The sequence below is a fragment of the Bacteroides sp. 2201st1_D9_2201SCRN_220225 genome (assembly GCF_040928965.1).
Classification (GTDB): Bacteria; Bacteroidota; Bacteroidia; order Bacteroidales; family Bacteroidaceae; genus Bacteroides; species Bacteroides stercoris.
Window position 1 is genome coordinate 67401 of the sequence record NZ_JBCODG010000003.1, and the last position, 14389, is coordinate 81789.

The following is a 14389-nucleotide window of genomic DNA, read 5'->3' on the forward strand; positions in this document are numbered from 1 at the left end:
TTATTCCACGACAGTTACCCAACCGTGCGTATCGGGCTCGTCACCGTATTGGATAGCACGCAATTTGTTGTACAGCTTCGTGCAGACAGGTCCCGGTTTTCCGTCTTTGGCAATCACGTACGACTTACCGTTCTCCACATCGTCGATGCGCTCTATCGGACTGATAACGGCAGCCGTGCCGCAAGCGCCCGCTTCCTCGAAAGTAAGCAGCTCTTCTTCCGGAACCGGACGGCGTTCTACTTTCATGCCCATATCCTCGGCCAGTTGCATCAGGCTCTTGTTGGTGATGGACGGAAGAATGGAAGTGGATTTCGGAGTGATATACGTATTGTCCTTGATACCGAAGAAGTTGGCAGCACCGCACTCGTCGATGTATTTCTTTTCCTTGGCATCCAGATAGAACTCGCAGGCATAGCCCAAATCGTGCGCTTTCTTATTGGCGCGCAAGCTGGCTGCGTAATTGCCGCCCACCTTGTAGACACCTGTGCCCAAAGGTGCGGCACGGTCGTATTCGCGGATAATAACGTACGGATTGGTGGAGAACCCGCCCTTGAAGTAAGGACCTACCGGCGTTACAAACACGACAAACAGGTATTCCTTTGCCGGATGTACGCCTACCTGTGCTCCCGTACCCACCAGCAACGGACGGATATACAGGGAAGCTCCCGATTCGTAAGGCGGAATGAAACGCTCATTCAGCTTCACAACCTTAAGAATAGCCTCTTTAAAGCGTTCTGTCGGCAACTCAGGCATCAGGATGCCACGGCAGGTAGACTGCAAACGCGCCGCATTCTCTTCCAAACGGAAAATACGTACCTTGCCGTCTTTGCCCCGGAAAGCCTTCAAACCCTCGAACGCTTCCTGACCATAGTGCAGACAAGTGGCTGCCATGTGCATAGGAATGGTTTCCTCGCTGCATACTTCCAATGCGCCCCACTGTTCGTTACGATAGTAAATTCTCACATTGTAATCTGTCTTCATATAGCCGAACGGCAGATTAGCCCAATCCAGTTCTTTCATATCTCGCTCGTATTAATTTAATTTCAAGACTATCTATTTGTAACAAAAGTAATGGTTATTCTTCATATTTCCTAAAGAAGCACTGTTTTTTTACAACCTAAGAGTGGCGATACGTTGTTTCCATTACATGCCAACTATGATAAAAAGATAAGCAGCCAGATTTTCATTGGTTGGAACTATCTGTTTCCCTTAGGAATACCCTAAGTTTACCCTAAGTAAACTGATAGTTTAATGCGGTGAAACGAATAGTTTACTTAGGATAAACTATTCGTTTTTCCGCATGAAACTTTCTCTATTTACTGGAAAGCGCCCAAATACACTGAGAATCTCCATTTTACACAAAAGGAAAAGCTATCGGGCCACCCTTTCCTTGTGGAACATAACAGTGTGACAGATGTTTTTCGTTTTTCAAACTTTGTATAGGAAGCAGCAACAAGAATTAAACGGTGTGGAAGACGACATAAAAAAGACCGCTACCCAATAACTGTCGGTAGCGGCCTTTATCCTTGTTAGAGAGAATTAAATTACCAAATGCTTGTTTTCACAAATTTACAGATGATATAAAAAATATTCCTAAAAAAGAGTTTATTCACACTTTCATTTATTTGGATAATTCCTTGACAACAAGATTATCGTGCACCTATCGCTTTCGCCCATTCAGTGTCCAGCCAAGCTTTTTGAGTATCAGGAAACAAGTGGCTGTCAATAAAGCAACTGAGTCCGCAACTGCGAGACAGCCCGATGGGTTGCTGACTATAAGCACTGTAGAATTGTGGAGTGTGGTCTGTAAAAATCACAGCTTCTTTCAATGCCGCTTTAAAGGCATCAGTGTCATTGGTCAGTGCTTCAATATACTGCTCCAAGTCATAAAACAGGTGTGGATTAAGCCCTTCATAACCTTGAATGGCAGTCAAATCCACTTGCTTGTTTCCTACTGCAGTTACCACGTTTTTCACAGCAGCGGCCAAAGCTTCCAATTTATTGCTTTGTACCAGTGCGACAGTACCCGACGTTTGTCTGTATTTATTCATAAATGATTCGCAAGCGCCTTTCAAATCTTTTTGGAAGAGCTGCGATACGATTTCCTTATATGGGAATCCATCGGCCAGCACCTCTGTCGGTGAAGCTATTAAATAATCGGTTACATTTCGCAGATCATAAAGCGCTTCTATAGACGACATGAAGCAGGCATCGAATAACAAGTACTCGAATTTCAGTCCTTCAAACGCCTGTGCCAAAGCAGGAATTTCCATGTATTGAGTACCGTCCTGTCCGATAAACCGGGTGCTGGGTGCCATGACATGCTTGTCGAAAATAGAACTGGGCACCCAGCCGCTACCATGGCTGGAGAGTACTAATCCGTAGCTGTCAGCAGGCATTTCCTCCATCACCTTTTGCAAAACATTCTTCATGAATACGGGGTCTGTAGAAAGATCAGACTGAGTATATTCTTCGATAATCTGATGCGATGTCCGGTTATTCTCCTCATTGATGACCAGTTTGGTCAATGTAGACCGTTTGCCATTATCGTAGAATACAGCTACCTGATTTTTGTCGGACAGACGTATCAGGTGCCCGGCAGCTCCCTGAATAACGCGCAGGTTGGCCTCCATTTCCGTTTCCAATCCGGTATTGTCACCCATGTAATAGAAAATAAGCGTATGCTTCTTGTCGGGCACAGAGAAAGCCTTTGTTGCAATCTTTACACTAGCAAGCACGTTTTCTTCCTCTCCTTTGGCAGCAGCCAATACCACATATTGCGTGTTGGCATCCAGTTCTTCTATCAAGATATCCATCGGCTTGTTGGCAGTGGTCACAATACCTTTGTCCAGCACTTCCTGTGCATCGGGCATGATTTCGTTTTCTTCCATTACCAAATAAGCACAGCGCAAGGCATTGGTCGATTCCAACGTAATGTTTACAGTGGTGTAACCGGTCTCGCCGGCCGTGAGTGTCACGGTAGGTGTTGGAGGCAATATGGTTTCTTCCATCGGAGTGTCATCATCCGAACAGGCAGTGAGAGCAGACAAGCAGAAGAAAATACCTGCACCCCATTGGTATAAGGTTCGTTTCATGTTCATAATCTTTATATTTTAATAAATTATCGTTAAATTGTCTGTTGCGGGAAGTTTAAGGATTAAAATTATCCACCACGTTCACCGTACCTTTCCATTCTCCTGTTATTTCGTATCCCGCATCATCCCGGAAGTCGAATACGAATTTATAACCGTCGTTTTCTTTACTTACAGTCATTGTACCACTCTTGATAGGAGCCAATATATCTGTAGCCCCTGTCTCATCATCACTGCGCTTATCTCCATACCAGGTATACAAGATATCTGCTTTGTTGAACATCATGTATCCGGGAAGCGCATACATAGGTTCAAACTTATGTTCTATGGTGTAGACCCCTTCCTGAAGTGTGGCTCCTTTATTCGCATCAGTAAAGAATTCGATGGTAATCATCTCTGACTTTATCTCTTTCCCTTCTTCGTCTTTATCTTTATAGAAATTTATTTGCCAAGAACTCAATCCGGGATAGAGGTATTCTCCCAAATAATAAGCTTCTATCTCTGTCAGTTCTTCGGGCAGAGCCAATGTGACATTGTTCTTCAAAGTGCTCATCGGGCTGGCAGGCTTCGTATTGTCATTGTCGTTAAAATTACCCATAGGCAATGCCCCGCTGAAATTGCATGTTATGTTCAGACCGTCTGCACTTTGGAAATTGAATGCAATATCATAATTTTCACCGCTTCGTGTCACGGTCATGGTTCCACTGTTCAGGAAGGCAATATATCTCTTGCCTGTTCTGGAATCGACTTTCTCCAAATAAGAGCCCGTAGGATAATATTGCCCGTTTATGTCGGAAATTTGGCCTTTGTTGATAGTCATGGGGATTTGCATATATCCCTGTGCACTTCCTCCAAAGATAGACACTTGGTAAGTACCTTCTTCCAGTGGAGGATTTTCCATATTGTAATCTAACAATTTATGCATATAACAGCTTGACAATTGCAAATAATAGCCATTGGTCAGTACCTCGTTTTCATTGAAGTTTCCATGATAGAATTGCAACAGCATATCATCGGCATGCGGACAGAACCAGTTGCCGTAATATCTTCCTTTGGCTAAAGTGAAAGACACCTCTTGATCTTCCGTAAAAGGCTGGTAAGTGCCCTGTGGTGTTTCCGGCTCATATTTTTCAAAGATAATATCACCTTTGAAGTGTCCTCGGAAAGGCTCTCCGTCTTCCATGACGATATCCATATCAATGGTATAGGTGTCACCTTTACGCTGAACAAGTACGGTTCCTCCTGTGACGTAGCTGTAAACCACTCCATTGGCAGGGTCGGATGAAATACGGGTAAATACATTGGTTGTTTCCACATCCCAACAACCTATTTGTGCCGTCTCTTCTCCTGCATGATATTCTCCCGCCGGCAGAGTAGCGTTCCAAGGGTCGCTATCGGCTACATTATAAAGATCCAGGCGAACCAGATAGTCTCCAATATTGGTCGGTAAGTCGTCTTTTCCTATTTCCCCAGAGGCCAGGCGAATAACATAGTTACCGTTTCCAGGCTCATTGTCGGTACGGTAACTTGCCTTTTCCAATAATTTCAGTTTCACTACAGGTACATCATTTTCATAAACCGGTTGTGTCTTCATTTCAAGAGCCTCGGAAAGTAAATAGCGTCCTTGACTCACAACAGCTGCCTGAATGATGTAACAAGTTTCCGCCTCTAAGGCAATAGCCCGTTGGATACTTGTCTCGGAGTTATCGGCCAGTATGCCTTCGTTAAGAATATCCTCCGCTGTAGGAGCCGTCTCGCCTTTTTTATAGCACATCCAAGCACATTGGTCTGCATGTTGGGGTGTGAGTGAGAACTCCAATGAATGACTGGTAGCTTTGATGGCGTTCAGGGTAGCAGCCGCCGGAACTGCCTTTTCATCATCGGAACATGATGAGAAAAACAATACCGATAGAATGGCTGATAAAATATAATATGTTAGTTTATTCATAACAAACGTCTTTTTAATGTGATTTATTGGGGATTATCCATATCGGTAACCTTAGAAGTGAAAGTACATACATAACGCTGTCCTTCCGTATCAGTAAGGTCTATCTTAAAGGTATATGCTTCACCGGATTTGTCGACTTCCACCTTGCCTGATTTAAATTTACGGGTAGTGAAACCATACGAATAGACTGAGATTTCACTGAATTTGCTGTCCAACGTTCCGACAGCGCCATCGTTACCGACGTTATAAGTTCCGGCGGGAAGAACCTTCTCCCCCACAGCTGCACGCAAATCAAGGGTTATTTCTGTATCCCAATTATTGAATGCAGCCTTGAGATAGAATTGTCCATCTACTGCGCCGTTAGGAAGTATGCGTTTCAGTTGTTCTATACTATTAACCTGAATTTGCAGTTCATCGAAAATGGCAAATCCTTTTCCTGATATTTCCCCCTCATACGTAGCATTTACTTTGCTGCCATCCTCCAGTATGAATTCCATGCTGATTTCATACTTTTGGGTTTCCGTATTAGCATTCAATTTCATTGCACCAGATTGGATACCTATCTTTTCTTCTCCTTTCATAAAGTATGTGTAATCGATATTCGTATCAATGCAGTATCCATCTTCCGCCCCTACCACATAAGTACCGCTTTTGGTATATTTATAATCTTCACCATAAATCTCAAGTGCAAGTGTGTAGTTCCCGTCACTGAACGTGATATCATCAGTACGCCCATAATTGGAACCCTCGGCCGAGGTAAATGCAACGTTATACGTCTTGACTATCTCTTGCGCTTCCCCGTTGGGTTTCAGCATCAATTCTTGCAGCAGATCCATGGCTCCCGCCAATTCGTCATTCTCATCCATAGCAGCTATGGCTATACTCTTGATTTTTAATCCGATTTTCTGGTCCATTTGCGGAGTCAAGACCCAATCCCCGTTTTCCAGTGCGCTGGGGGCTAACGTAAAGCTTATATCCGGATTCAATCCCCATTGATCGTTTTCAAAGATTACGCCCAAGTAGAGTTTAAAGCCATTAGCTGTCTTCAGAAATTGTCCGCAAGGCACGTTGAGCACACCGTCTTTAAGGACTCCTTTGAAAGTAAGTTCTGCATTCTTGAATGAAACAGTTACCTCATTACTCTCGGCTATAACACTTACTTCATCCTGTGTGGCAAATCCGTCCCTATTCTTAAAATCAGCTATCCAAGAACGGTTGTAAGAACTCCTGGAATACTGCATAAAGCTATACTCTTTAGCCAAACTACCGGATTCCAGCGTCACTTTACCCAATCTTTCCAGACTTTCTGTGTTCTCATCAGCCAAGATGTAATACCCATTCTCTGCTTCTTCGTAACTCAACCAGGTTTGGGCTTCTTCACTGATGCTCACCGTTATCGGCATTTCACTTTCAAAACGGATAAACTGTTTGAAAGCCTTGTTTTCGGCAAAAGAGAAAAAATCGTCAGTCTTATAGTTTGTAATGATACCCATCTGTGTGATGCCTATCTTGGCAGACGATTCGCCCATGACCAGTGAGATGGTGGCTGTACGGGTTTCCATTTCGTCGTTGGGAGCTATGTAGAAGCTTACCACTCCATTACTGCACGCCTTGATGGTACACCATTCTTCATTGGAAGTAGCCGTCAGAGTAGGATCAGCGTTGCCCACCTCAATGGTTCCATCACCACCAACAGATTTGAAATCAACCGTAGAAGACGTTATTTGCAGTTCTACCGGTGGCAGATATTGGGTATCGTCATCGTTGCAGGCACCTAAGAACAAAGAGCATCCTGCGATGAGTAGATAGATGATATTCTTTTTCATATTCACTTCTTTTTTTAATGTTTGTTATTTGGAAGCCGCTTGCTGTGTAAATGTACGAAAGAATCCTGTCACATAAGCCAATTGCAGGACATCCTTACCTGTGTTATTGTCTATTGCCACAAAAGAGTCGCACAAAAACTTGCCCCACATACCGTTATCCTGCAAGATGACGGTTTGGGTTACATCTTCCAAATGGCTATCTCCAGGGTTGGGCGCTGCTTTTTCCTCCATGTAACCTTCCATACCAACACCCTGTGTCTGGCTCAAATATCCTCCTCCCTGCAAAGTCCATGGTACTAAGACAATGCCATCAGGCAACATTTGGTATTCCAGACTGATACTACCGGCCACTGCATTGTAGCGTATGCGCATATCAAACGGCAATCCTTTCATAAGATAACTTTCATTGAACAATTCTTCTTCCAGTGTTACAGGTAGCATGGTATTTCCTTGGTAATACACAAAAAAGTATTCACCGATGTATTTCTCATAGCGGGAGTAAGTTTTGGGCAATTCTCTGGCACGTATAGTTACTTTATCGTCTGTGAAGCTCATGCTACCCTGTTCCCAGCGCAACTCTTTCACATCCAAGGTAGCTAGCGACAACGGTTCATCGAAACTGATACCTTCCGGTGTATAGTGAAAAGGCAGATTTACCTGGCTGCCATCGGCATTTTCCAAGATAAATTTGCGATAACGCTGTGTCACTGTGTATTGTATCACTCCGTCTATCACCACCTCATAAGCGGCCGGATAAGCCTCATTGGTAATCTGTTTAACGCTTTGCAAGTAATCTTCCCAAGCTACATTCTCCGGCAGCGGATGCATTATCATTTTGTTACCGGTCTTCTTACCCTTCAACACCACTTCGTCAGAGGTACAGGACAAGATAAGAAAGTCACTGTCTCCCTCCATACCCATACCATCTTCGCCTATACCCAATGCATTGGAAGGCTCTGAGAAAAAATGGAATATTTCATTGTACGTACTAAACGTCAGCATGGGTCCGGCACTATTCACCATATCATAAGCACCTGTACTCACCTTATCGGGCTGGAAGAGATCGCATGACACATCGGCAGTGCCCTCTTTATGAAAGCGTATCAGCATAGTGTATCCCCCATAAGCCTTAGTAGCGGCAGGATAGTAATTCAGCACCCATCCGTTACCGGCAGAACGCAGTACTTCCTGATACTCGGCGATGGACTGGTTGATGCGGTTGGCGGCCGATTGGTCGAAAACATCGTCCACTTCAGAGGTACATGCTCCTGCTCCAATCAATATTAAAGCCAATATCCATAGATTATATATCTTTTTCATATATATGTTCTTTTAGTTTAATTCTGTCAAATCAATATATTTCACTTGTTCGGAACGGCGCTGTACAATATCGCGCAATTTGTCCAAGTCAATATTCCACACTTCATTCATGTAGTTTCTCACAATTTCCATCTTTTGGTTAATGAATGTGGCTCCCTCATCGGCTATTTTCAACTGTTGTTGCCACCAGGCAGCATCATGGGTCACATAGTTCGCTACCAGCTCGGCAAAGTCCTCATGTACTTCCGAACCACCGTAGGCCGTAATGAATCCCATGCCCAAAGCCGCTTCATCACTGACATTCACCCATCCGTTACCAATATATTTTCCACTAGACACAGCATAGAAGTCCTGCGGAAATTCGATGGTCTGATGCAAGATGTGTGAAAATTCATGGTGCATGGTACTGAAATACCAGCGGTTCATCATCTCTACATCCACGCTGTTCGGGTTCAGAGCGTTGATATTATACAGAGTTACTTTCAAACCGCCTTCTGCCGTACCCAAGGTAATCTTTCCGTTATCATAAGCCGGAGAACCTATCAAATGAATCATCTTAGGACCATATGTACATATAAAATCGCGGTTGTTTCCCTGAACTTCTACATAGGCATCAATCCACAAGTATTTTACCAATTTGGCCATGGCTACTGATTTGGACAATTCGGCCGGTGCCAAGTTATAGTCGGTATCCGATTCCTTGTATTCGAATTTATATTTAAAATCGATATTATAAGGGGTGACATAGTTATCGAGCAACCATTCATCGAATGCCGTACGGTATGGAGTCATGTTGTCGAAGCTGCTCTCCTTTGTCAGGTCATCTTCGTTGCAAGCAGTGGCACCGCCGATAAGGGCTGCCGCCATCAGAAAATAGGTTATATATTTTTTCATATGTTATCGTATTCAGTAGATTATATACTTAGTATCTAGGATTTGGTTCCATGCCGGCAGTGATGACATCTTGTGGAAGTTGGATGGCGCGTCGCGGGTCTTCTTTTCCCAGCACAATCGGACTGTTGCCGGCACGGTTGTGCGAAAACTCTATGCCATAGCGTTTCAGGTCAAACCAGCGAAGTCCTTCCTGCATGGTTTCCAAACGGCGCAGTTGCAAGATGAGTTGGATAAGATTCTCTTCCGTACCGGGCTCTACGGTAAATCCTTCAGGGTTAAGACGCTTTTTCACACTGCGTTCCTTGTCTTTGGTAACAATAGTGGGCTGATAAGGCAGGCTATTGTAGAAATTATTAACCTCTTGCTCTGTCAGGTCGTGTCCTTCGTCCTTACTCAGCGCACTATGACTTTCTATCCAAAAGTTTATGTCTTCCAAAGCCTTACTATAGTCAGGGTTATCACTCAACACATAAGCCTCTGCACGGCATAGTAGGGTTTCATCTACCGAAAACGGTACTGCTACCGTGTGCGGGTAGTACAGGCCATTGGCCTTGTCTACGTATTCAAAGTACAATTTCAGTTTCGGGAAAGGATTTTTCTGTACTACACTGAGGATGAAAGTACTCATAACCAGTCCACCCCTCCAATGCCAGGGACCGTCTGCGTCAATAGTCTCGTTAGTATAGATTGGGGTTCCGTGTCCGTAGCGTTTCAAAGTATTATAAGGACCTGTAATGATAGGTACTTGCGACCCTAAAGCAGCTAAAAGCAGATTGGCCGGTTTCTTTTCAGACACGTATTGGTTGCTGATGTCGTCCACCAAACTTACTCCGCCGAAATCAGCCTCCCAATTACGCAGTGCTGTGACCGGATTGCTGCCGATGGCAATGTTGGCACATTCTATCACCTTATCCCATTTTTGGTAATAGAGATAAAACCGTGCAGCAAAAGCGTTGGCTGCTTTACGGTTGAAGTGATACTTGGGAACCTCATAAGCAGCATCTTTAATGAGCGGAAGTCCAGCTTCCAAGTCAGCAGCAATCTGTTCATACGTATTCTTCAAGCTGCCTCGTTCAGTATTTTCCGGATAGACGCTGTCACCGGTCCGAGTACGGTAGGGTATTCCCAAATGACTTCCTGCCGTATTCGGATTATAAGGCATACAGAATACATTAGCTAATAGAAAATGGGAATAGGCGCGGCACACCAAAGCTTCGCCCCGTTGCGGATTGAGGCTGGCAGGCGAACCTAAGTTTTCGATACCTTCCAATGCCATATTAGCCGAAGCAATAGCAGCATAACATCCTTCCCAAAGGGCATAGGGACTATCGTAACTACTAATGCTGGGAGAATCCCACAAATAAAGTTTTTCGATGAGTTCGTCCGTATCAAATTGTCCACCGTTATCCATCACGTTATCCGATGACAACTCGCCAATCAACAGCGGAAGAGTAGTTGGGTATGCCGAAACCAACAGTGGAGATATTTTGTCGGTACTGTTGATTTCCGTGCGGCTATCGGGCAGTGTATCCAAAAAATCACTGCAAGAAGAGAATGCCAGCAATGAAACGGATAGCAAGGTTATGAATGATTTATTTTTCATGTGATTCATTATTAAAAAAAATTAAATGCCTAAGCGAATGGTAAAAGTGAACTGTTTAGCCATGGGAACGGCCACACCACCTGTGTTAAAGAATTCGGGATCCTGCCCGTTTAATTTGTCGTCTGCATAAAGCAAAAACAAATTAGTTGCCTGCAGTTTCAATCCTAAATTGGAAATTTTTAACGGTTCAATCCACTTCTTGGGCAGGTCGTATGAAAGCGAAATCTCTTTCAAACGGATAAAGTCACCCTTTGCGATGCGGTCGCTGGAGTAATTATAAGCATTGTAGGCACGGCTCAGATAACTGTCGTTCACATTCATATACTTATCTGCTATCACCGGAATATTGGTACGATGCTCGTCGCCCGGCCTCATCCAACGGTTCTTGAATTCTTTCGGCATAGCATCAAGGTCGGTATATTGGTTGCTAAATACCGGATCCAAACGGATGACATTGCCAAAAGAATAAGTGATAAACACATTCAGTTTCAGACCCTTGTAGCTGAATACATTTCCCAAACTACCTGTAATGGTAGGATCTGTAGTACCTTCATAAATCAGGTGTGATTTGTTGTTGCGCTCCTGGAAGTTGATGTTGCTTGTGGTCAATTCGCCATTTTCATTAATGAAAGTAGGCAGACCTTCTTCATTCAGTCCACGGAAGTCGAGCGAAAACAAACTTCTTACCGGATAGCCTTGCATGGCAAATCCATATCCGCTCACCATGTCCATTACCGATGAGAATGCCTCCAAATCGGTTACCTTGTTCTTGGTTTTAGAGAAAATGAAGTCAGTGTTCCACTTGAAGTCCTTCTTGGCAATGTTACGGGTAGAAAGAGTCAGCTCTATACCGTGCGAACGCATGCTTGCCACATTGGCATACTTGCCAATTTCTCCATCCAGACCGGTAGTACTCAACCATCCTATCAGGTCATAGTTCTTGCGTTTGTACCAATCCATGCTGAAGTTGATACGGTTATCCAGAAAACCTAAATCGATACCCAGATTCAGTTCATGTTTCTTTTCGTAAGTCAGTTCAGAATTTTTGCCTTGTAGGATGCCCAGTCCCGACTCCATGACATCGGCATTGGGACGCCAAGGATTATAACTGCTCACCATTGCCAGCGAGTTACTCACAAAGGCAGGACCACGGTCGGCAGTCAGCGAGTAACTTGCTTTCAGCGTCAAGTTAGATAATATGGAATTCAGTTTGCTGAACCAAGTTTCTTCGTGCGCATTCCAAGCACCGGAAATATTCCATGTAGGCAACCAGCGAGCCGAACGGCTTTTACCTAGTTTGTTGGAACCTTCGTAACGCACTGTACCGTTCACGGTATAGCGTCCCTTCCATGAATAAGTGCCGGTAGCGAAAAAAGCCACTTGGCGTGCTTTGGTTTCGTCAACAGTATTATAAGGTGTATTTTCCTCGTTGCCTTGCTTGAAGAACAAATAGTCGTAACTGGAAAGCATACCCATGCCATACTGCATACCTGCACCGTTAAACCACACTTTGCTGCGGTCTGTGGCATTTAGTTCCATACCACCGAAAAAGTTTACGATATGATTTTCGTTGAATACATCATTGTAACTGACGGTACTACGCAAGTCATAGCTCGACATAGTATATTTCGTATCGCGATAGAAACCGCCTACGGGCAGTACCGATTCCGGTAGAGTATTGATTTTGTCAGGATCGGTATAGAGCCACGGATTGGCTTGCTGCATGGTAGCGTCATCCATAGCCCTATAAGCCCATGCCTGATTAGAATAATCTTTCACATAATGGTTTTGGGTAGTAGATGAGTACTTGTAAGCCCCCAATATGCTCAATTCTACCTTTTGAATAGGCTTCCATTTCATTTCACCCTGGAATCGCATATCAGTAACTTTTAAATCCATGTAGTTGTTATCCAGCTCGTGGAAAATATTAAACGGTGCATAGTTACGTACGTAGTATTCATTGGGATCCAATGTGCGCGAAGTATTCAGCGCAAATGAGTAAGGATTGATGTCGAAGTCACGTTTCACCTCACCACTTACGGGATCAGCTTGCGAACCAAGAGTACCGGGAGCCTGCTGCTTGCGAAAAGATGCATTCCCGATAAGGTTAAGTGTAAGGTTTTTGAAGATATTATACGTAGAATTAATGTTAGCCGTATAACGTTGCACTTTGCTCCTCTTAGTCCATCCCGGGTCGTTCATCACACTGATGGAAGTATAATAAGAAGCCTTGTCTGTACCGGTAGCCATACTCACAGCATGATTTTGTGAGATACTATTGCTGAACAACAGGTCGAACCAGTCGGTATTACGGAACTCGGCCTGCTTCAGATAAGCCCCCCGTGCTTCAGGCGTATTGGCTAAACCAAATACACCGCCTGTTGCCGAATATTGATTAATGAGATGATACATTTTACCATAGACACCACTCTGCGAAGCACGATAAGAATCAACAAAACTCAGGGAACCGTTTTGCTCCATATTCTTGTATACATCCATTTGCTCTTGAGAGTTCATGATGTTGAAATTGCTATAACTGGGTTTCATGCGCATGGTAAACTCACCTGTATAACTGATTTTGTTCGTACCTGATTTACCTTTTTTGGTAGTTACCACAATCACCCCTGCCATAGCACGTGCACCATAAATGGAGGTAGCCGAACCATCTTTTAGAATTTGAAAACTCTCAATATCATCGGCATTCAAACCGGCAATAGCTGAACTGATCAGAGTCTCAGCATCACCTGAGGACAGATCGTCAGCACCTATCTCAGCTACATCTTCCATGATAACACCATCTACCACCCACAGCGGCTTGGAACTTCCGTAAATGGAAGTTGCACCACGCACACGAATCTTAGGCGCCGTACCGAAAGTACCAGATACATTTTGCACAGATACACCTGCCGAACGTCCTTCCAGACCGCGACTGATATCTGCCATACCATCCATTTTGATGTTTTCTGCTTTCAACTGGTCGGTAGCACCGGTAAACATACGTTTATCCATACGCTGCATACCCGTCACAACAACTTCGGACAGCGTCTGTACATCCGATTGGAGAGTCACTTTCATAGTCGGCGAAGGAGAAAGCGACTGAGGAAGCATACCGACATAAGAAAACTCCAACTTGGAACGACTGGAAACATTAGGCAATGTAAACTTACCGTCTATGTCTGTCAGCACACCCGTAGAAGTACCTTTCACCATAACGGTAGCTCCAATAAGCGGCTCACCGTCATCGGCAGACAGCACAACGCCGTTTACCGTATACACTTTAGCCTGTTTGGAAGGACCTTTTGTTGTAATGGTAATAAACTCCTTATCGATAGTATACTCAAGTTTCTTACCAGAAAGCACAATATCCAAAATTTCCCGGATATTCTTATCCTTGATGGCACCGCTATACGTATATGACTTCACATCATCATACGTAAAAAGGATTTTATAACCTGAAATTTTGCTCAACTGTTTAAATACAGAAGACAACTCTTCATTCTTAAACTCTACTGTAAGTTTCTTCTCACCTACCTGAGCTTCCGCACAGAACGGAAGACAAAATAGAAAAAAGAAAAGCGGAAATAATAAGTACCTCTTTCTTCTCATACGTTTATTTTTAATAATATTAGCGAAGCTTCATTTATTAATAATACGTATGACTTGAATAACAAGATACCTTTTTACCTTATTTTTTTCAATTCATGAA

The 14389-nt window shown here is 43.8% G+C and carries 8 protein-coding genes; all 8 read right to left on the reverse strand.

The annotated features are described in order from the left end of the window. Entirely contained in the window at positions 1-1020 is a 1020-nt protein-coding gene (locus AB5903_RS01425) for a branched-chain amino acid aminotransferase (RefSeq protein WP_005658213.1), read from the reverse strand. Between the two features lie 629 nt (positions 1021-1649). After that, positions 1650-3095, reverse strand: a complete 1446-nt coding sequence (locus tag AB5903_RS01430) for a clostripain-related cysteine peptidase (RefSeq protein ID WP_231292998.1) — start codon at positions 3093-3095, stop codon at positions 1650-1652. A 55-nt stretch (positions 3096-3150) separates the two neighbouring features. Further along, the gene (locus tag AB5903_RS01435; protein ID WP_005658218.1) at positions 3151-5040 is read right to left on the reverse strand and encodes a hypothetical protein; all 1890 of its coding nucleotides are present in this window, start codon (positions 5038-5040) and stop codon (positions 3151-3153) included. Between the two features lie 23 nt (positions 5041-5063). Then, positions 5064-6866 (reverse strand): BACON domain-containing protein, encoded by a 1803-nt coding sequence (locus AB5903_RS01440; protein ID WP_005658220.1) that lies wholly within the window; start codon positions 6864-6866, stop codon positions 5064-5066. Positions 6867-6890: 24 nt separating this feature from the next. After that, positions 6891-8186 carry a DUF4302 domain-containing protein gene (locus AB5903_RS01445; RefSeq protein ID WP_005658222.1) on the reverse strand — a complete coding sequence of 432 codons (1296 nt, stop codon included), beginning with the start codon at positions 8184-8186 and terminating at the stop codon, positions 6891-6893. Positions 8187-8198: 12 nt separating this feature from the next. Next, complete coding sequence (locus AB5903_RS01450; RefSeq protein ID WP_005658224.1) at positions 8199-9080, reverse strand: putative zinc-binding metallopeptidase; 882 nt, start codon at positions 9078-9080, stop codon at positions 8199-8201. A gap of 28 nt (positions 9081-9108) precedes the next feature. After that, complete coding sequence (locus AB5903_RS01455) at positions 9109-10683, reverse strand: RagB/SusD family nutrient uptake outer membrane protein (RefSeq protein WP_016661607.1); 1575 nt, start codon at positions 10681-10683, stop codon at positions 9109-9111. A 21-nt stretch (positions 10684-10704) separates the two neighbouring features. Further along, positions 10705-14289, reverse strand: a complete 3585-nt coding sequence (locus AB5903_RS01460) for a SusC/RagA family TonB-linked outer membrane protein (protein ID WP_005658228.1) — start codon at positions 14287-14289, stop codon at positions 10705-10707. Between the last annotated feature and the right edge of the window lie 100 nt (positions 14290-14389).

Bases quoted from the DNA above. Each gene is read 5' to 3' on its own strand.
- AB5903_RS01440 (WP_005658220.1), bottom strand. From the start codon at position 6,866: ATGAAAAAGAATATCATCTATCTACTCATCGCAGGATGCTCTTTGTTC.
- AB5903_RS01435 (WP_005658218.1), bottom strand. From the start codon at position 5,040: ATGAATAAACTAACATATTATATTTTATCAGCCATTCTATCGGTATTG.
- AB5903_RS01450 (WP_005658224.1), bottom strand. From the start codon at position 9,080: ATGAAAAAATATATAACCTATTTTCTGATGGCGGCAGCCCTTATCGGC.
- AB5903_RS01460 (WP_005658228.1), bottom strand. From the start codon at position 14,289: ATGAGAAGAAAGAGGTACTTATTATTTCCGCTTTTCTTTTTTCTATTT.
- AB5903_RS01455 (WP_016661607.1), bottom strand. From the start codon at position 10,683: ATGAAAAATAAATCATTCATAACCTTGCTATCCGTTTCATTGCTGGCA.
- AB5903_RS01430 (WP_231292998.1), bottom strand. From the start codon at position 3,095: ATGAAACGAACCTTATACCAATGGGGTGCAGGTATTTTCTTCTGCTTG.
- AB5903_RS01425 (WP_005658213.1), bottom strand. From the start codon at position 1,020: ATGAAAGAACTGGATTGGGCTAATCTGCCGTTCGGCTATATGAAGACA.
- AB5903_RS01445 (WP_005658222.1), bottom strand. From the start codon at position 8,186: ATGAAAAAGATATATAATCTATGGATATTGGCTTTAATATTGATTGGA.